General features: G+C 46.1%; 20 protein-coding genes. 4 read left to right on the forward strand and 16 right to left on the reverse strand.

The genetic code is table 11. The features are described 5' to 3' along the window. Positions 1-5: 5 nt before the first annotated feature. From ACLUWI_RS06665 to ACLUWI_RS06705, 9 genes are all read right to left on the reverse strand, one after another. Positions 6-644, reverse strand: coding sequence for a helix-hairpin-helix domain-containing protein (locus ACLUWI_RS06665; RefSeq protein WP_412146672.1), 639 nt, complete (start codon positions 642-644; stop codon positions 6-8). 86 nt (positions 645-730) lie between these two features. After that, positions 731-1,780 (reverse strand): SepM family pheromone-processing serine protease, encoded by a 1,050-nt coding sequence (locus ACLUWI_RS06670; protein WP_412146673.1) that lies wholly within the window; start codon positions 1,778-1,780, stop codon positions 731-733. Beyond that, positions 1,764-2,285, reverse strand: a complete 522-nt coding sequence (gene coaD / locus ACLUWI_RS06675) for a pantetheine-phosphate adenylyltransferase (protein ID WP_006499734.1) — start codon at positions 2,283-2,285, stop codon at positions 1,764-1,766. Before coaD ends, ACLUWI_RS06670 begins: the two co-directional genes overlap by 17 nt. After that, complete coding sequence (rsmD, locus tag ACLUWI_RS06680; protein WP_412146674.1) at positions 2,285-2,851, reverse strand: 16S rRNA (guanine(966)-N(2))-methyltransferase RsmD; 567 nt, start codon at positions 2,849-2,851, stop codon at positions 2,285-2,287. The genes coaD and rsmD overlap by 1 nt, the downstream gene beginning before the upstream one ends. Next, positions 2,848-3,135, reverse strand: coding sequence for a YlbG family protein (locus ACLUWI_RS06685; protein WP_412146675.1), 288 nt, complete (start codon positions 3,133-3,135; stop codon positions 2,848-2,850). The genes rsmD and ACLUWI_RS06685 overlap by 4 nt, the downstream gene beginning before the upstream one ends. Further along, positions 3,135-4,307, reverse strand: a complete 1,173-nt coding sequence (locus tag ACLUWI_RS06690) for an FtsW/RodA/SpoVE family cell cycle protein (RefSeq protein ID WP_412146720.1) — start codon at positions 4,305-4,307, stop codon at positions 3,135-3,137. The genes ACLUWI_RS06685 and ACLUWI_RS06690 overlap by 1 nt, the downstream gene beginning before the upstream one ends. 232 nt (positions 4,308-4,539) lie before the next feature. Continuing rightward, on the reverse strand, positions 4,540-6,384 hold the full coding sequence (gene typA, locus ACLUWI_RS06695; protein WP_006499730.1) for a translational GTPase TypA: 1,845 nt from the start codon (positions 6,382-6,384) through the stop codon (positions 4,540-4,542). A gap of 91 nt (positions 6,385-6,475) precedes the next feature. Further along, positions 6,476-7,240, reverse strand: coding sequence for an inositol monophosphatase family protein (locus ACLUWI_RS06700; RefSeq protein WP_412146676.1), 765 nt, complete (start codon positions 7,238-7,240; stop codon positions 6,476-6,478). Positions 7,241-7,253: 13 nt separating this feature from the next. Continuing rightward, positions 7,254-7,541: a UPF0223 family protein gene (locus ACLUWI_RS06705; RefSeq protein ID WP_412146677.1), complete on the reverse strand. Its 288-nt coding sequence runs from the start codon at positions 7,539-7,541 to the stop codon at positions 7,254-7,256. A gap of 145 nt (positions 7,542-7,686) precedes the next feature. Between ACLUWI_RS06705 and def the strand changes: the two genes are divergently transcribed. Continuing rightward, complete coding sequence (gene def / locus ACLUWI_RS06710; RefSeq protein WP_412146678.1) at positions 7,687-8,247, forward strand: peptide deformylase; 561 nt, start codon at positions 7,687-7,689, stop codon at positions 8,245-8,247. A gap of 86 nt (positions 8,248-8,333) precedes the next feature. On the opposite strand, the gene ACLUWI_RS06715 is transcribed toward def, so the two are convergent. Continuing rightward, positions 8,334-8,798, reverse strand: coding sequence for a hypothetical protein (locus ACLUWI_RS06715; protein ID WP_412146679.1), 465 nt, complete (start codon positions 8,796-8,798; stop codon positions 8,334-8,336). A gap of 132 nt (positions 8,799-8,930) precedes the next feature. On the opposite strand from ACLUWI_RS06715, the gene ACLUWI_RS06720 reads away from it, so the two are divergent. After that, positions 8,931-9,143 carry a DNA-directed RNA polymerase subunit epsilon gene (locus tag ACLUWI_RS06720; protein WP_412146680.1) on the forward strand — a complete coding sequence of 71 codons (213 nt, stop codon included), beginning with the start codon at positions 8,931-8,933 and terminating at the stop codon, positions 9,141-9,143. 70 nt (positions 9,144-9,213) lie between these two features. Beyond that, positions 9,214-10,173 carry a diacylglycerol/lipid kinase family protein gene (locus ACLUWI_RS06725; RefSeq protein ID WP_412146681.1) on the forward strand — a complete coding sequence of 320 codons (960 nt, stop codon included), beginning with the start codon at positions 9,214-9,216 and terminating at the stop codon, positions 10,171-10,173. A gap of 135 nt (positions 10,174-10,308) precedes the next feature. Here the strand turns inward: ACLUWI_RS06725 and ACLUWI_RS06730 are convergent, their stop codons facing one another. Both ACLUWI_RS06730 and ACLUWI_RS06735 read right to left on the reverse strand, forming a co-directional pair. After that, positions 10,309-10,521: a hypothetical protein gene (locus tag ACLUWI_RS06730; protein WP_412146682.1), complete on the reverse strand. Its 213-nt coding sequence runs from the start codon at positions 10,519-10,521 to the stop codon at positions 10,309-10,311. Between the two features lie 220 nt (positions 10,522-10,741). Continuing rightward, on the reverse strand, positions 10,742-12,367 hold the full coding sequence (locus ACLUWI_RS06735; protein WP_412146683.1) for a LysM peptidoglycan-binding domain-containing protein: 1,626 nt from the start codon (positions 12,365-12,367) through the stop codon (positions 10,742-10,744). Positions 12,368-12,665: 298 nt separating this feature from the next. On the opposite strand from ACLUWI_RS06735, the gene ACLUWI_RS06740 reads away from it, so the two are divergent. Beyond that, a complete protein-coding gene (locus tag ACLUWI_RS06740) occupies positions 12,666-13,088 on the forward strand; it encodes an ArsC/Spx/MgsR family protein (RefSeq protein WP_412146684.1) in 423 nt (140 codons plus the stop codon). A gap of 62 nt (positions 13,089-13,150) precedes the next feature. Here ACLUWI_RS06740 and ACLUWI_RS06745 read toward each other — a convergent pair whose 3' ends face one another. From ACLUWI_RS06745 to ACLUWI_RS06760, 4 genes are all read right to left on the reverse strand, one after another. After that, positions 13,151-14,152, reverse strand: a complete 1,002-nt coding sequence (locus ACLUWI_RS06745) for a ribose-phosphate diphosphokinase (protein WP_412146685.1) — start codon at positions 14,150-14,152, stop codon at positions 13,151-13,153. Between the two features lie 78 nt (positions 14,153-14,230). Continuing rightward, positions 14,231-16,729 (reverse strand): ATP-dependent RecD-like DNA helicase, encoded by a 2,499-nt coding sequence (locus ACLUWI_RS06750; protein WP_412146686.1) that lies wholly within the window; start codon positions 16,727-16,729, stop codon positions 14,231-14,233. After that, complete coding sequence (locus ACLUWI_RS06755) at positions 16,716-17,009, reverse strand: hypothetical protein (protein ID WP_412146687.1); 294 nt, start codon at positions 17,007-17,009, stop codon at positions 16,716-16,718. Before ACLUWI_RS06755 ends, ACLUWI_RS06750 begins: the two co-directional genes overlap by 14 nt. Then, on the reverse strand, positions 17,006-17,692 hold the full coding sequence (locus ACLUWI_RS06760; RefSeq protein WP_412146688.1) for a tetratricopeptide repeat protein: 687 nt from the start codon (positions 17,690-17,692) through the stop codon (positions 17,006-17,008). The genes ACLUWI_RS06755 and ACLUWI_RS06760 overlap by 4 nt, the downstream gene beginning before the upstream one ends. Between the last annotated feature and the right edge of the window lie 8 nt (positions 17,693-17,700).

Consider the following 17,700-nt stretch of genomic DNA (forward strand, 5'->3'; position numbering starts at 1 on the left):
CAATTTTAAACCGCCACTTGTTCCTTTAGCTTGGCAACCGTCTTATCGCCAAAGCCATCGACATTTTTCAGCTCATCAACGCTTTTAAATGGTCCATGCTGCTGCCGATACTGGATGATCATATCAGCTTTTTTGTCGCCAATTCCGTTAATCTGACATAGTTCTTCCTTGCTGGCCTGATTAAGATTGATCCTGGGTGCATCCTGTCCCCCAGCTGAAAGACTCGGCCAAGTTTGGTCAGCAGCCATACCAGTCATCAAACTGCCTGGCAGCTGTTCACCTTGTGCTGGAACATAGACGACCTGCTGATCCTGCAGCTGCTTGGCCAAGTTGACCTGTCGCATGTCTGCATCGGTATGGACGCCTCCTGCTGCCGCAATCGCTTCTTGAACGCGGGCATTTTTTCCCAGCGTGTATACTCCTGGACGATTGACCGCTCCTTTTACATCAACGCAGACTTTGGCAGTCGGTGTCTCTGTCTTGTTTTTGTCAACAGCTGCCGGCTTGGTGCTAACAGCCGTGGCAAAAGTTGGATTGGCTGGCGCTGGCCTGGAATACAGCCAGCCGCCGATCAGCAGTGCCACACCACCCAAAACGATCAAAACCGTCTTGCGGTGCAGCTCCCAAAATTCTTGCCAATGCATTTTTTCACCCCCTTAATATGCTTTATGCCAAAAAGACTCATTTGCATTAAAAAAGCCGGAAATCCTTAAAATTTCCGACTCTTGTTTTATTGATGAGTTCTCAGATACTTAACGGCGTCATTAAAGCTCTTAACCGGTACGACTTTCATCCCCGGCGCATACTTTTTGGCCGTCTTTTTAGCTAATTGATAGTTGGTCTGATGGCCTTCTTCATATTTAAGAATCATTTTGGTTGGCTTGACATAAGGTGCGAAAAAGATCGTCGCGCCAGCTTTATGAGCGGCAACAACCTTCTTATCGATACCACCAATCTCACCAACTGATCCATCTGGGGCAATTGTTCCCGTACCAGCGATTTTGCGGCCATGCCGTAGATTCTCGCCGGATACCTGCTGATAGATCTGCAGACTAAACATCAAGCCGCCAGATGGTCCACCCAACTGTCCTGGATCAACCTTCACGGGAATCTTGGTATGAATCTTGACGTTGTCAGTCAGTAAAATTCCAATGCCGGCACGATCGCCCATTATCTTGACCAGCTTGTGCGTTGTTTGATGTTTTTTACCGTTGTGCAGGTAGGTAATCGTAAGGTTTTGTCCGACTTTCTGCTTGGCAATATATTTTTGATAGCCTTGAGCAGTATCAAAATGTCTGCCATCGACCTCGGTGATCGTATCGCCAACCTTTAGATCCTTTTTGAACTTGGATTGCTTTTCGACTTCCAGAACGTAGATACCCAGATACTGCTTGGTGTATTCCTGATGAGCAGCTTTGTAGGCAACGGCAATCGCCTCATTAATGGCACTCTTCATATAAAAATTTTGTACTTTGTTATAAGTAGCACCGCTTTGACCGCCCGTAACGTCAGAAGCCTTCTCAATTGTTGCCTGCGGATCAAAGTGGGCCCAGATATAAGTCGCGGGACGGGCCTGCTGCAAATAAACAGAGGTAATCATATAGCATCCCTTGCGCTTATCCGGATGTCCCTTAACCGTCACGTATGATTTTAGATTATCGGCAGTTCCTGGCGTCTCAATGTAATAGTTCAGCGGCCAGAATAAAAACCAGCCAACAAACAAAACCGCGGCCAGGACTCCCGCAATCCGTTTAAGAATCTGCTTATCTTGTCTGCTCATTTTGTTCTTTTACCTGCTCCAGTTTTTGCTCTCGCAGCCGTTTCTCCAAAGCCTTATTGATGTTGCCCGGCAAATAGGCAGAAATATCGCCACCAGCTGCAGCGGTCTCCTTTAAAAGACTGCTGGAGAGATGCTGATATTTAGGATCGGCTAGAAAGAAAATCGTTTCTGCCTGATCATCTAAAAATTGATTCATCGCTGCAATATCGCGTTCATATTGAAAGTCAGTAACGTTGCGCAGTCCACGCATCAAATAGTCGGCGCCAATTTTGTTCATCAGATCAACGGTTAAGCCCTCCGCCGTGATTACCGAAACATTGGAAAGTCCGGCTACTGCTTCTTTAACTTGGGCAACGCGCTCCTCAACCGTAAACAGCGGCTTTTTAGAATCGTTGCTCATTACTGCAACCGCCAACTGATCAAACAGTGCACTGCCACGACGAATAAGATCTAAGTGGCCCAAAGTTAGTGGATCAAATGACCCGGGAAAAAGTGCAATCTTCATTAGGCTTCATCCTTTCTAAAACGATAAATCGTCAATACCGTAATACCATAAGTCTGCTGTCTCAAAAACTCAAAACTGCCCCAATTCTCAGTCGGCAGCTGAGCTTCTTGATTGGTCTCAGCTACGATTAAAGCTTGATCGTTCAATAGCTCCAAGTCAACCATTTTTTCAAGATCGTCAATAATATGCTGCTTGGCATACGGTGGATCCAAAAAGACCAAATCAAAATGCTGCGTTTGCCGACTCAAAAAATGCAGGGCTTTTTCAGCATCCTGCTTATAGACGCTGAATCGTTCAGGATGCTTGGTAACCTCGATATTTTTTTTGATGGTTTTGATAGCTGCATACTGCCGATCAATCAAGGTCGCATGATCGATCCCCCGCGAAACGGCTTCAATGCTTAGTCCACCGCTGCCGCCATAAAGATCTAGACTGGTCCCGCCTTCAAAATAGGGGCCGATTATATTAAACAGCGACTCTTTGACCTTATCAGTCGTTGGTCGCGTTGCCATTCCAGGTACGGCATTCAAACGCCGCCCACGAAACTCGCCTGAAATAATTCTCATTCTTTTTCATCCTCATCATGTTTTTTATACAGTCCCGTTACTTCCAGATCGGTTAATTCAGGATCAATTTCTGGCCAGTGTGACTGCATTACTTTTCTGACATTCCGCAGCTGTCGCAGTTTTTCAATCGTATTGGCAATATTTTCCTCATCAACGTATAAAATAACGTAATGCATCCGGCGCGACGAATATTGAACATGGCCATACCGCCGCAGCGATTTGACCGTCTTCATGCTGTTCAGGTAGACGATCAAGCCGCGCCGGGGACGAATCGTAAAGCTCATTATCCAATCCCCCTTTGTCTGATTGCCTGCAGTCGCTGTTGGTTTTTACGCCGCAGCTTTTGCCGAATGCTGACATTCATCGCCAAGCCTAGCGCAATGCTTAATGCAAGCATACTGGATCCCCCATAACTGATAAATGGGAACGTTACCCCTGTAATCGGCAGCAGACCAGTAACCCCACCGACGTTGATTGCAGCTTCAACGGCAATAAAAGTACCGACTCCGTAACAAAGCAGCCCCTCATACATACTGTCAGAACGAACTCCAACCCGAATAATCTGGCAAATGATGATCGCCAAAAGCGCAAGCACCAAAAACACGCCGATAAAGCCAAGCTCCTCACTGACGACTGATAAGATAAAGTCGGTATTTGGTTCTGGAAGATAGCCCATTTTTTGGATACTGTTGCCTAGGCCGACGCCTTTTAACCCACCATTGCTGATTGCATAGTATGAATTGACCAACTGACTGCCGGCACCGCTTTGTGTCCCAAACGGATTGACAAATGCCACGAAGCGCGCGACTTGATAATTTTTGATATGACCAGTCGCCACAATCTTAGCTAGGCTAGGCAGGGCAATCATTCCAATCAAAAGCAGGCCATCAAAAATCAGGATCGTCCAGCGTGAATTATAGCCCGATGCCATGATTATCAAAGCAGCAATAGCAAAGTTAATTGAAAAGCCACCGACGTCAGGCTGAATAATGATAAGCAACAGTAAAAGACTAGTTTTAAACAATGCCATGGAATACTCGCGCATACTAGGATGGTGTAGCTCATCGTTAACCTTGGCACAGCGATTGGCCCAATAGATTATCAGATACAGTTTTGAAAATTCGGCTGGCTGAATACTAATCGGCCCGAGATTGATCCAGCCATTGGCACCATTAACGGCGCGGCCAAAGAACTTAACGAAAAACAATAAAAAAAGAATACCCACATAAGTCCACCATAAAAAACCTCGTCCACGAAGTTTATTCAGGTTGAGCGAAGCCAAGAAACCAAAACATCCCCAACCCATCAAAACAAACACGATCTGCTTAACCAGATAGCCAACCGGCGACCCGCCTGTCTGCATTCTGATTGCGGCACTGGCTGAATAAACCATGACTACGCCAATTAGACACAGCACCAGATACGGAATCAAGATCCAATAGTCGATGTTGCGCATTTTTCGATAGATTTTGTTAATCGTCGTCTTCAACTAGCCATTCCTCGCTTTTTGATAAAATCAAGTAACATTATACACCACTATTTATGCAAACATGAGGCAAAACACACAAACATGAGGCAAAACACAAGCCATCGCAAGCTGAGCGATATTCAAAAAAGACTCATCATTCGGTTATTTAGCCGAATGATGAGTCTTTATCAGATCTTAATGCACGCAGCCAGCAACACGACTACTTGCGTGAAGCTGCCCGACGACGCTTGGCTTCCTTTTCACGGGCATTCGTGTTCAGAATCTGCTTACGCAGACGCACGTTTTCTGGCGTAATTTCACAGTATTCATCATCGTTCAAGAATTCCAGTGATTCTTCCAGTGAAAGGTGCGTTGGCGTCTTGATCCGCGCCATTTCATCAGAACCAGCAGCCCGCACGTTGGTCAGGTTCTTACCCTTGGTGATGTTAACGGTAATGTCGTTTTCACGGTTGTTTTCACCAACGATCATACCTTCGTAGACTTCCGTACCTGGGTCGATCAGAAGCGTACCACGGGATTCGATACCCATCATTGCGTAGGTCGTAGCCTTGCCGGCATTCATCGATACCAGCGTCCCCTTCGTCCGGCCGGGGTTCCAGTTCTTGATAACTGGACGGTATTCCTTGAAGGAGTGGCTCATGATCCCATAACCACGCGTCTGGGACATGAATTCAGTCGAGTAGCCAATCAGACCACGGGAAGGAACTTCAAAGATCATCCGCGTTTGACCGTTCTTGGAAGGTTCCATATTCTTCATTTCACCCTTGCGCTTTGCAAGTGAGTCAATGATGCCGCCAGTGTATTCATCAGGAACGTCTACTTGGACTTCTTCAAATGGTTCACAGGTCGTACCATCGATTTCGCGGTAGATAACCTGTGGACGAGAAACTTGCAGCTCGTAGCCTTCTCGACGCATCGTTTCAATCAAGATTGACAGGTGCAACTCACCACGGCCAGAAACCGTCCAGGCACCTGGTTCGTCAGTTGGGTCAACCCGCAGTGAAACGTCAGTGTGCAGCTCAGCATTCAAGCGGTTTTCCAATTGACGAGAGGTAACAAACTTACCTTCCCGACCGGCAAATGGCGAGTCGTTGGTCCGGAACGTCATCTGCAGCGTAGGTGGATCGATCCGCAGTGGCTTGAGGGCTTCTGGGTGCTCGGAATCCGTGATCGTCTCACCAACGTTGATGTCTTCCATACCAGAGATGGCAATCAAGTCACCGGCCTTGGCTTCTTGAATTTCTTCACGCTTCAGACCGAAGAAACCAAACAGCTTGGTAACCCGGAAGTTCTTCTTGGAGCCATCCAGCTTCATAACAGAAACGTTGTCACCGACCTTGATCTTGCCACGGAAGATTCGGCCAATCCCAATTCGACCAACAAAGTCGTTGTAGTCCAAGATTGCCACTTGGAACTGCAGTGGTTCATCAGAATTATCGATTGGCGCTGGAATCGTCTTAACGATCGTGTCGAACAATGGCTTCATCGTGTGTTCCTGCGTCGAAACGTCAGAATCGTAGCTGGAAGTACCGTTCATAGCTGACGTGTAGATAACTGGGAAGTCCAGCTGATCTTCGTCGGCACCCAGTTCAATAAACAGGTCGAGCACTTCATCAACGACTTCTTCTGGACGAGCACCCTTACGGTCAACCTTGTTGATAACCACGATTGGCGTAAGGTGTTGTTCCAGAGCTTTTTGCAGCACGAACCGCGTCTGTGGCATTGTACCTTCAAAGGCGTCAACAACCAGCAGAACGCCATCAACCATCTTCATAACCCGTTCAACTTCACCACCGAAGTCGGCGTGGCCTGGGGTATCCAAGATGTTGATCTGGTACTTGCCGTACTTAACGGCCGTGTTCTTGGAGAGGATGGTGATACCACGTTCACGTTCAATGGCGTTGGTATCCATAGCCCGATCCTGAATTTCGAAGTGTTCTGGCAAAGTGTCAGACTGCTTCAACATTTCATTGACCAGAGTAGTCTTACCATGGTCGACGTGGGCAATGATCGCAATGTTGCGAATATCATCACGTGTTTTCAAAAGTTATCTTCCTTTCGTCTAATCAATACTCTAAATTTTGTGGGCAGCGGCCTTGTCATAAAAAAACTGTGACCGCTGTCACAGTCTTGGGCTATTCAGCGATGGTCAAAAGGTCTTGACCGGCTTGCTTTGTCGCTACTAATACAAGGTTAGATGATAACACATTGAGATGATCATCGTCAATTGGTTTCACAACTAATCCCAGTTCTTCGGCTAAGACGCGACCAGCTGCCAAATCCCATGGATGCAGGTGCGAAACATATGCCCCCAAGCATCCGGTCAGCACATAGATCATTTCAATGCCGGCACTGCCATACATTCTCAGGCCACGTGCTTTTCGGGCCGCTTTTTGCAGGCCATGAACGTTATTCATGGTCAAATACCCATTCATTACCATCAGACTATCGGCCAATGATTTGTTTGCAGGCGTACGCAGCCGCTGCTGGTTGGCAAATACTCCCATGCCTTTACCGCCATGATAGAGCGTTCCTTCAACAACATCCATGATGTAGCCCAGGGCTGGCTGACCATCAATGTACAGTCCCATCATAATCGCAAAATTACGCTTCTGCATGACAAAATTCATCGTACCATCAATTGGATCGACAATCCAAATATGTCCCTTCAAATCGTCAACCTGATCGCCAAAGCCTTCCTCACTGACGATGCGGCAGGTCGGATCAATTTCTTTAAGCCGATCATCAATCATTTTTTCGTTTTGTTTATCAACGGTTGTGACCAGATCCCGAGCACTGGTTTTTTCAGCAACGTTAAATTTTTTGGTCATCAGCTGCAGCGTTTGCTGACGGACTTCCCACATCAGCCGCTGCGCCTGCTGATCAATTTGTTCGAGCATTCCTACACCTCTATTATTTTACGCTTAGCTTAATCTGTCCCGCCTTTTGCTCACGGGCAGCTTTGACGACATCATAGAGCTGATAGCCGCCTGTCACCTTGGCAAATTCTTTGCCCAGCCTTTTTTCTTCACTTTTGGCTGGCACCACGTTCTTGAAACCCCGATAACAGTCCATGATCTGCTGACGATTGATGCCCGTTTCGTAAGCATCCTCCACAACCCGAAACATTGCAATCACGGTTTCAATCTCAGCCGTACTCCAGCTAGGATCCAGTGGATAGGAATAATTTTTATCGTGCACTGTCTTCACTCCCCTTTTTACGGTATTCTGCTTATCTTATTTAGTATATGCCTTCATTATCAAATTGACAGGCTTCTACCCTCTTTTTTTCGAGTTTTTATGATAGACTATTCTTTGAACGTTTAATATGGAGGCGAAACCAAGTATGTTTCTAATGAAAGACATTGTTCGTGACCCCGACCCCGTTCTGCGCAAGCGGGCAGCCAAAGTCGAGTTTCCTCTTTCTGAAGATGACCAGAAGCTGGCCAAGGACTTGATGGAATACCTGGTGGTCAGTCAAGATCCGGAACTGTGTGAAAAATATAAGCTGCGGGCTGGCGTTGGGCTAGCGGCTCCTCAAGTCGGCGAATCCAAGCAGATGGCTGCTGTCTTGGTTCCTGGCGAAGAGCCAGATGACAAGCCAGTTTTTAAAGACGTTATCATCAATCCAGTAATCGTCAGTGAATCGGTTCAATATGGTGCTTTAACTGAAGGCGAAGGCTGTCTGTCGGTTGATCGTGACGTTCCCGGCTATGTACCGCGTCATGATCGTATTACCCTGAAATACCAAGACACGACTGGTGAAACGCACAAAATCCGGCTCAAGCATTATCCAGCCATCGTCTGCCAACATGAAATCGATCACCTACATGGGGTCTTGTTCTATGATCACATCAATAAGGAACATCCTTTTGAGGCACCTAAGGATACGATCCTATTCGACTAGGCTTAGCTGATTCAAAAAGTCTGAGCACACCGCTGTTAGCGCGCTTGGGCTTTTTATGTTGCCCAAGTTACGTCTGGCAGGCAATATCAATTATTCTGATTCAGCTTGCGCAGATCCATTACGTATTCACGCGTGGCCTCATTATAAATATAGGCTACGTCAATATGCAGCATTTGTTCGTAGGTCCACCAATCTGTCACGACAAACGCTTTGACTGCTGTTGGCAGATGATCTAGATGCTTTTCTTTCGCGTAGGCATTCAGCGCCTTTTCAACGTCTTTTTCCTTTAGTTCCGTTACTTTTTTAGCTTTGAGCGTATATTCAAATGCCAGCACACCCTTTCCCCAAACATCGGCTACCAGCTGTGATTCCGGCATTGATGGCAGCTGCAGCAGGTTTTGTTTTAATGCATAAGCCATTGCCGCATCGGTTGCCGCTTGAGCCTGTTTGCGCAGCATCAGGGTTGCTCGGTTGATCATCGTCCGGTGAATCAGCAGATAGATTGCAATGACGATAATTGCCGAGACTAGAATCATGATGAACAGTCGCATTTTAGATTCCTCCATTTTATTATTCTTATCTTAAGAATACCACATGGTTCATTAAGAATGGCGACACTGCTCGTTAGTTGTGATAAAATAAATTGGTGATTTATCGAGATCCAATATCTAAGGAGAGAAAAAATGACTTTTAAAGTTTACTATCAACCAGATAAAACCATGACTCCTCGACGTGAAAACACCAAGTCGCTTTACTTGGAGGCTGACTCTGAAGCAGCAGCACGTCAACTCGTGGAAGCTAAGACCGAATACCAAATTGAATTCATTGAACTGCTGGATGAAAAGTCTTTGGCATACGAAAAGCAAAATCCAGACTTCAAGATTACCGAATTTTAGGCTGAATAGTCTTTAATGGCTGGGACGGCAAGTCTGTCTCAGCTTTTTTATTATTTTTAAGGAGCATTGCATGGAGTATTCAATCATTGTTAATCCATTAGCAGGCAGCGGCCGTGCTAAAAAAATCTGGCAGCAGCTGCAGAACCGGCTAAACGAGCTGAATATTGTCTATCAAGTCGTTGAAACCCGCTATCATGGACATGCCGTTGATTTGGCCGAACGGATTGCTCATCGTTTTGCTTCTGATACAGCGACTCATGTGGTAATGGTAGTTGGCGGCGATGGCACCCTGCACGAAACACTCAACGGGCTGATTAAAGCGAATTCGTCATTACCGCTGGCTTATATTCCGGCTGGCAGCGGCAACGACTTTGCTCGTGGCTACGGTCTGTCGCAAGATCCCATGACCGCCTTGCAACAGGTACTGGACGCTCAACAACCGACATTAATCAACGTTGGTCACTATTACGATGCAATCAAGCAAGAAGAAGGCTACTTTTTAAACAACCTCGGAATTGGCTTTGACGCCGCTATCGTCAGTCAGGCCAACGCATCAAAAGCCAAGAAACGGCTGAATCATTGGCATCTGGGCAACTTATCTTATTTATCGCAGGCTTTGGGCGTTTTATACAATCAAGAGCCCTTTGAGACGATGGTTCAAGAAAAAAGCGGTCACCATCACCTTTTTCCCAAAACCTTTATTCTGATTGCCAGCAACCACCCCTACATCGGCGGCGGTTTTAGGGTTGCTCCCGATGAATCCCTGCATTCTTCAACTCTAGAGCTTTTAGTAGTTGAAAGACGCAACTGGCTGATTACGTTTTGGTGTCTGCGACAATTTGCACGCGGTAAGCTGAATCATTCTCGTTTTGCAAAATGTTTCCGCGCATCCAGACTGCATTACGTTACGACCTCATTAGAATTTGCACAAACCGATGGCGAGGAAATGGGCAGTCGTTTTATGGATCTGACACTGGATACCAGTCAATATCCATTTTGGGGCACTTCGCTAAAAGAGCAATTTAATTAAAAACGTGCGAGCAGCAGGCATTATCGCCGCAGCTCGCACGTTTTTAACATCTTCGCGTCTACAGTCAGAAACGAAAAACGATTATTCAAGCCAACTTGAATTAATCGTTTGTTTTTATATCTATATTTAAGTTTATTAATCCTCAGAAGCTTCCATCGCCTCAAGAATAATGCTTAGCTGACTGCATTCCTCACGCAGACGCTGCATTTCATCCCCAAATTGAGGTTCGATCGTTATCGTTTGCGTACCGGATTGAGCGGCATTGAGCTTAGATTCTGCCTGACATAACCGGTTAAGCTTGTTTTTGGCTTCAACTAAATCACGTTGAATTTCAAACTTGTTGCTCACTTTAAACAACCTCCAATAATGAAAATATTTAAAGCTGATCCGGATTGGATAAACATAATTTAACACTCTCTTTAAAAAATGTTAACCTTTTTCGTTTTACAAGTTTGTTACGTTTCAATAAGAAAACTTTTAGTATTTTGGATCTTCAAAACAATCAATTATTCGATTCAATTAGAAAAGCAGCCCGCAGATCAAGCCAGCTGCTCTTTTATTTTATGGATTAGCGAATTACCGTCCCTGCAAAGCTTGGCATAAAGTAAGGACTGATCGTTTCAATCTCAACGTTTTGTCCAGGTTGTGGTGCCGCTACGTACTGATTGTTGCCAATGTAGATAGCGCAATGATAAGTACTTCCATGATTGCCCCAGAACAAGACATCGCCTGGCTGAGCTTCAGCGACTGAATGCTGACTGACACAATTTTCCAAAGATACCGTATAGTGTGGCAGCGAGATTCCTTCCGCGTTTTGGAAAACATAATCAACCAAACCAGAGCAGTCCATTCCGGAAAGCGAAGCCCCACCCCATACGTACGGAATGTTGGCATTGGCCAGCTTAACAGCCAGACTTACTACCGAGCCGGTCGTCAGATCTGAACCGCTGTTTGTCGAAGCAGCTGCACTATTGGTACTTGCTTGTTCTGACATACTCGTTGAAGCAGCCGTAGTGGCAGTTGCACTATTGGTACTTGCTTGTTCTGACATACTCGTTGAAGCAGCCGTAGTGGCAGTTGCACTATTGGTACTTGCTTGTTCTAACGTACTCGTTGAAGCAGCCGTAGTGGAATAGTCAGTAGTCGCAATCTGAGCACTTGCCGCTGATGAATCGGTGGCCACCAGATTGGTCGAATCTGCTTGCTGATTAGTTGATTCTGCAACTGATGAGGTCACTGCCGGCTGCGTTGATTGTTCAGCTGATGTGCTTTCGCTGATCGCATCTGCCGAACTGATCGTTGCCGTTGCTGATGCCGTACTAGATGCAGCCGCCTGCTCAACGGGTGCTGCATCACTGGTTGAGCTTGCAGCCGCAGTTGAAGTGGATTGATTATCAAGACTGGCAACCGCATCTGCTGAAGCCGTATTAGCAGCTAACGATTCTGCAGATACCGTCTCTGATGATCCAACTGCAGGTGACTGTTCAGCGCTGCTGGTCGAGTCCGGTGCTGGAGTCACTGCAGAACTGATCGCTTGACTTGAAGCTGCTGCTGGTTCATCAGTTTGACTTGCCTGTGACGCCGCATCGCTGATTGAATTAACACCATCTGAGGCGGTCGATTCAGCTGAGACAACTGGTGCTGTCTGAACGACCGGTTGGCTGACGGAACTTGCATCAGCCGTTGATGATACGCTGACAGCAGTATTTGATGTTTCAGCTGCTGAAGTTGAAACTGGCGTCTGACTGGCAGTTGCCGTCCCCTTGACGACCAGTTGCTGACCGATCACCAGCTGGTCTGGATTACTCAGATGATTCCAGTTTACCAGGTCAGCAACCGATACATGCAGCTGTTCACTGATCTGACTCAGCGTGTCGCCGCTTTTGACCGTATAAGAATCACTGTCAATAGCTGAAGTTTGACTGACAGCACCTTTTTTTGACAGTTCCAGTTGTTGACCAGCATAGATCAGATCAACGCTGCTGCTGATTTTTTTGACATGCGGATTGGCATCTTCAATTGCTTTTACACTGGTTTGGTATTGATTGGCCAGATCCCAAACAGTATCACCGTCTTTAACGGTAACCTGATCAGCTTTGGCATGAGCCGTTGCCAACAGGCTCAATGCACTGACCGTTCCCAACAGCCATTGCCGGCCATGCCGGTGATGCTGAGCTTTGATCCGTTTAACCATTAATTTAACACCTCTTTGAGCTTTACTCGATTGACGTCAAGACGCTACAGAAAAAATTTATACTCTCTTAATTTAACATTTTTTAACGCATATTTGAAGACGCCACCGTGTTCGCTTTATTGGTGATAATCAGTCAATCGCTTGTTAAACACCGTGTTAAGCCTTTTCAGGAAGATTAAGACTTTCTAAAAAAAGTCATATTTGATAAATTTTATTTAACAATTGGTCAATTAGTCTTTATATTATTGTCAAACTTGCTAAAATGTCTTTTAAAGCACATAAAAGGTGGTTCGTTCAAATGGTTAATCTGTATTTTCATACTAATGATCCTTCTAAGCGCAAAGCCGTTCAATGGTTTGCCAAGCATGATATTGCGTTGACACAGCGCAACATTGAAAAAGAACCATTGAGCGCAGCCGAAATTCAACAGTTGCTGATGATTTCTTTAAATGGCACCGATGATCTGGTATCTCAACGCTCTCGTGAAACCAAGGCCTTAAAGATTGATCCCGATCAAATGACGCTCAACGAATTAACCGCGGCAATTCAAAAAAGTCCACATATCTTGAAAAACCCGATTATTTTCAGTGAGAACAAGTTGATTACGGGCTTCGACAAAGAAAAAATGGGACTCTTTATCTCCAAACAGCAGCGACGCAGCGAGTTAAAACGACTTCTGCAAAGTTTTGCAACGCCCAGTCCTCAGGCTAAACCGGCTTAGGCTACCCAATACTAAATATAACTAAAAAGGATTCGGCATTGAAACGCTGAATCCTTTTTAGTTTAGTCTTCAACCGGTTTAACTTCCGGCATGTTGTAAAGATAGTGAATCGATTCGTGATTGTGAATACTTGCAACGGCTCCTGCCAACAAATCAGCAATTGACAGTCGCACCAGCTTATCGATCCGTTTTTCTGCTGGCAGATCGATCGTATCAGTAACCACAACGTTTTTGACGGCGGAGTTTTGAATACGTTCAACGGCTCCTTTTGATAAAACTGCATGCGTGGCCACGCCATAGACTTCTTTGGCGCCACAGCTCTTGAGCAGTTCTGCTGAGTTGGCGACTCGGACACCGGTATCAACGATGTCGTCAACTACCAGAGCTGTCTTATTGGCGACATCCCCAATAATTGAGGTTGGCGTTTCCGTAGTTTTGGCACCACGCTGCTGTTCAAGATTACGATTATCGATAATAGCAATCGGCGTACCCAAAAATTCAGCAAAACGCCGCGCCAACGTAACCCCAGCATGATCTGGTGCCACAATGACCGTATTTTTCAAGTCAAGATCACTTTGCGCAAAGTAGGAAGCCAAAATTGGTGCTGCCTGCAGGTGATCAACCGGAATATCAAAGAAACCTTGCAACTGCGGCGCATGGAAATCAATCGCAATCAAGCGGTCAATCTGGTCCATTTCCAACAAGTTGGCAATCAGCTTGGCCGTGATCGGTTCCCGACTGCGGGCTTTTCGATCTTGACGAGCATACCCATAGTAAGGCATGATCACGTTGATCTTTGCTGCGCTGGCCCGCCGCAAGGCATCAACCATGATCAAAAGCTCCATCAGATTGGTGTTGACCGGCTGAGAAACAGATTGTAAAACATATACTTCCCGACCACGAACGCTTTCATTGATGGTAATCGAGATTTCGCCATCCGCAAAGTGCGTAATCGTAGCATCCGACAGTGGCAATCCCAATTTTTCAGACAATCGCCGTGCCAATGGCTGATTGGAGTTCAGCGCAAACAGACGAACGTTCTCTGCATTTTCAATCTTGCTCATTTAAATCCTCCACGCAATTATGTTAAACATTAAGAATATTATCGCAACAAATCCCTTGTTGTGCAAGCCGTATCTGATTTAATCATCGTTAGGCGTAACGTTTTGCATTCCAATCATCGGGTCAATTGCCTCTTGTTCAATCAGCTGTGCAGTCAGACGATCAGGCAACTGTGCGGTTGGCTGTGACTGGGCCTGAGAGTCGCTATTTTGGCGATGATGTTTTAAAAAATCAATTGCCTCTGCTTTAGGAACGTTGGCAAACAAATTGATTCCTTCATCATCACTGACCGGTTCAGGTGCCTGATAAAAGTCTGGACGCTGCCAAACCTTAAACAGACGGTCAGGCAGCATCGTATGCCGAGCCAGGGGCGGCTGTTGGATACAATCTTGAAAAGCTTCGGGCTGACCAAGCAACAGCAGGAAGTCAGTCGCCCGTGTGACTCCCGTATAGAGCAGATTACGCTGATACATCAAGCGGTAGTTGGCCAGCATCAATAAGATCACCATTTTAAACTGACTCCCCTGTGATTTATGAATCGTTACACAGTACGCCAGCTGCAGATTGGCCAACTCTTTGCGATTATAGCTAACCTCATTGTCATTGTTAAAACGGACAGTTACTTTGAGCGGCTTTTTAGCTGATTTAGTCTGCGGAGCATTGTCGCCTCCTTCAATTGCGGCAATGATTCCCATATCACCATTATAGACGTTGTTGCTTGGATCATTGACTGTTTGAATTACCTTATCGCCTTTACGAAAAACAGTCTCGCCAAATTTTACCTCCTGCCGATTAGGACTAGCGGGATTCAAATGATCCTGCAGATTACGGTTTTGTTGGTCAATGCCAGCAATTCCCTTATGCATTGGGATCAAGACCTGCACATTCATTAGATCGCATCCCGGCTGGCTTAGTCCCCAATCCATCAGCTGATCGATAAATCGGCCGGCATTTTGAGCATCGGTTGGGATAAATGAGCGATCCGGCAAGGCTTGCTTAAACAGATCTGTTGGGACCTGACCTTCATTAATGCTTTTTGACAGCGGAATGATCGTTGACTTAGCCGACTGACGGTGAATCTGTGTCAGACGAACCTGTGGCAGTTTGGCAAAGCTTAAAAGGTCCCGAAAAACCTGGCCTGGACCAACTGAAGGCAATTGATCCTGATCACCAACCAAAACCACGTGCATCGTTTGAGGAATCGCGGCAATTAAAGTCTTAAACAGCAACGTGTCAACCATCGACATCTCGTCAACGATCAGCAGACTGCCTTTCAAACGGCTGGCCGTCATTTTAGATGGCGTTTCTTGTCCAGTCAGCCCCAGCAGATGGTGAATCGTGCTGGCTGGCATCTTAGTTGCTGCCGCCATTTGCTGGGCAGCTCGACCAGTTGGGGCCGCTAAAATGATTTCTTCATCATCGACACCATGCAGCTGAGCAAAGCTGTTAACGATTCCCCGAATAATGGTCGTCTTCCCCGTCCCTGGTCCTCCAGTAAGTAAAAGCACCTTGGATTCAAGCGCCATTTTGATTGCTTTTTTCTGCTGCTCGTCATAGTCGATCCGCGCTGTTTTTTCTGCAGTCTGAACGGCTTCATCAACCCGTTTTTCATCGACCTTGGTCTCAGTAAATAAAATTCGGTGCAGATGTTCGGCAATCAGCCATTCAGAATTATACAAGAAGCGTGGATAAATATGTTCAGCATCCTCGGCTTGCAGTTGATGGGTTTTAATCAGCTCAGCCAGCTCATTTTCAAACAACGCTGAATCTGAAATGTTGCCCAGCTGACCCATTGCACGCGCGATCAGTGTTTTTTGACTGACATAAGTAGCACCTTGATTCATGGTTTCTTGATTTAAGACTTCCAACAAAGCAGCCGCAATTCGCCGCGGGTCATCAGGAGCAAGCCCCAAGACCCCCGCGGCAAAATCCGCCCGACCAAAACCGATTCGATCGATATCCAAAACCAGCTGATAGGGATTTTCCTTGATGATCTTCATTGTATCGGCACCGTATTTATTAATGATCCGCTCACTGAGACGATCCTTAAAGCCGAGCTTGGCCAACCATTCCACGAGCTCATCATTCATTTGGTGCTCATCATGACGGGCATTGAAATAATCAGCAGCCAGCTTGCGATCAGCCTCATTGGCAATCTTGATTTTCTCCAATCGCTCGGGATCAGCAACGGTTTTCGCGACTGCTTTTTTGCCAAATTTCTTAAACAGACGGTGACTGATCTCGGCTGCTTCCGTAACTGCAATTCCAGCCTGATTTAAGGTCCCAGTCAGCTCATCTTCTGACTGTGGCAAAGCAATCTGACATCCGATCGCTTCAAATTGCCGGCCATAATTGGCATTGTCGACCAATCGCCCGGTAAATTCATACATTTGGTGTTTTTTTATGTCTCCCAGTGGTCCCTTGACTGTAATCTCCATTTCTGACCAGGGAAAACTGGCCTCTTCTACATCAACTGCGCAGATCCGAAAAGCTCTGGGTCCTTCTTCTTTAGCAAATTTGATAAAATTAACCGTCCCCCGCAGACGCTCTTTAGCTGATGCGCTTTTACTCTTGGCCATGCAAATCCTCCCTTACTTCCTGGTAGTCGACGGCACGAAACTGATTGCCAAAACGGGCGCGCGTCTGCCAGTAGCCAATGAAGCGATAGGCCTGACCGACTTTTAGCTGGCCAAAGCGTCCGACCACGGTAATCTCAACTTGCTTCTTGACAAACGGTGCTTCCAAAACCTGCACGTATAAGACTTGATAAAAACTGTTCGGCGCAACAAAAGCCGCCCGACGCAGGACGCCGATAAATGACGTTGCTGCCGGACGGCTTTTTTTTTGAGCAGCAATCATTTATCTTGACCAGATTGCTTTTGCAAAAAATGCTCAATATCTGAAATACGTTTTTCGCTTTGTGCATAATAGTCTGGATCAAGCTGCTGTGACTGGTTCAAGTAATCCTGATAAGGCTCGCCTAAGACCATTGCCACCAGTCCCCGGTTAAACTGCGTATCAGCACGGCCTGGGTGGCGCTTTAAGATCAGGTCATAGTAGTTCTTGGCCTGTTTAAACTCGCCCAGTGCCAACAATGAATCCCCAATTGCCTGATTGATTTCAGGATCTTGCGGACGCAGATCATGAGCCGTCAAACCGTATGCTACGGCCTGCTGATAGTTTTTCTGCTTCATGTAGCTTTGCGCGAGCATCAAATAGGCATCGGCCTTGAGCTTGGCATTATCAATCTTATTGTACTGCTTGATGGCTTCGTTGATTTTACCAACTGAATAATAGACGTTACCCAAGCCATAGTTTAATAGATTGACGGCTTTAGCATCGTTTTTCTGTTCAAAGATTCCCAAAGCCTTCATAAACAGCTCTTCTGCCTGTTCAAAGTCGTTGAGACGCGTCAAGAGTGCGCCCAAGTCATAGTAATTGTTGAATTTGTCTGGTTCTTCATCGATTGCCGTTACCAAGCGGTGAACCAGCTTCTGAGTCTGTTTTTTCTGTTCTTCGCGATTGATTTCTTGGTTGCTCATATTATTCA

The sequence above is a fragment of the Limosilactobacillus mucosae genome (genome assembly GCF_046939755.1).
In the GTDB taxonomy this organism is placed as follows: Bacteria; Bacillota; Bacilli; order Lactobacillales; family Lactobacillaceae; genus Limosilactobacillus; species Limosilactobacillus mucosae_A.

Excerpts from the sequence above, each read along its gene's own strand:
- ACLUWI_RS06665 (WP_412146672.1), bottom strand. The coding sequence starts at position 644 with ATGCATTGGCAAGAATTTTGGGAGCTGCACCGCAAGACGGTTTTGATC.
- ACLUWI_RS06745 (WP_412146685.1), bottom strand. The coding sequence starts at position 14,152 with ATGAGCAAGATTGAAAATGCAGAGAACGTTCGTCTGTTTGCGCTGAAC.
- ACLUWI_RS06755 (WP_412146687.1), bottom strand. The coding sequence starts at position 17,009 with ATGATTGCTGCTCAAAAAAAAAGCCGTCCGGCAGCAACGTCATTTATC.
- def (WP_412146678.1), top strand. The coding sequence starts at position 7,687 with ATGTTTCTAATGAAAGACATTGTTCGTGACCCCGACCCCGTTCTGCGC.
- ACLUWI_RS06720 (WP_412146680.1), top strand. The coding sequence starts at position 8,931 with ATGACTTTTAAAGTTTACTATCAACCAGATAAAACCATGACTCCTCGA.
- ACLUWI_RS06740 (WP_412146684.1), top strand. The coding sequence starts at position 12,666 with ATGGTTAATCTGTATTTTCATACTAATGATCCTTCTAAGCGCAAAGCC.
- ACLUWI_RS06685 (WP_412146675.1), bottom strand. The coding sequence starts at position 3,135 with ATGAGCTTTACGATTCGTCCCCGGCGCGGCTTGATCGTCTACCTGAAC.
- ACLUWI_RS06690 (WP_412146720.1), bottom strand. The coding sequence starts at position 4,307 with ATGCGCAACATCGACTATTGGATCTTGATTCCGTATCTGGTGCTGTGT.
- rsmD (WP_412146674.1), bottom strand. The coding sequence starts at position 2,851 with ATGAGAATTATTTCAGGCGAGTTTCGTGGGCGGCGTTTGAATGCCGTA.
- ACLUWI_RS06725 (WP_412146681.1), top strand. The coding sequence starts at position 9,214 with ATGGAGTATTCAATCATTGTTAATCCATTAGCAGGCAGCGGCCGTGCT.
- ACLUWI_RS06760 (WP_412146688.1), bottom strand. The coding sequence starts at position 17,692 with ATGAGCAACCAAGAAATCAATCGCGAAGAACAGAAAAAACAGACTCAG.
- ACLUWI_RS06715 (WP_412146679.1), bottom strand. The coding sequence starts at position 8,798 with ATGCGACTGTTCATCATGATTCTAGTCTCGGCAATTATCGTCATTGCA.
- coaD (WP_006499734.1), bottom strand. The coding sequence starts at position 2,285 with ATGAAGATTGCACTTTTTCCCGGGTCATTTGATCCACTAACTTTGGGC.
- ACLUWI_RS06670 (WP_412146673.1), bottom strand. The coding sequence starts at position 1,780 with ATGAGCAGACAAGATAAGCAGATTCTTAAACGGATTGCGGGAGTCCTG.
- ACLUWI_RS06735 (WP_412146683.1), bottom strand. The coding sequence starts at position 12,367 with ATGGTTAAACGGATCAAAGCTCAGCATCACCGGCATGGCCGGCAATGG.
- ACLUWI_RS06750 (WP_412146686.1), bottom strand. The coding sequence starts at position 16,729 with ATGGCCAAGAGTAAAAGCGCATCAGCTAAAGAGCGTCTGCGGGGGACG.
- ACLUWI_RS06700 (WP_412146676.1), bottom strand. The coding sequence starts at position 7,240 with ATGCTCGAACAAATTGATCAGCAGGCGCAGCGGCTGATGTGGGAAGTC.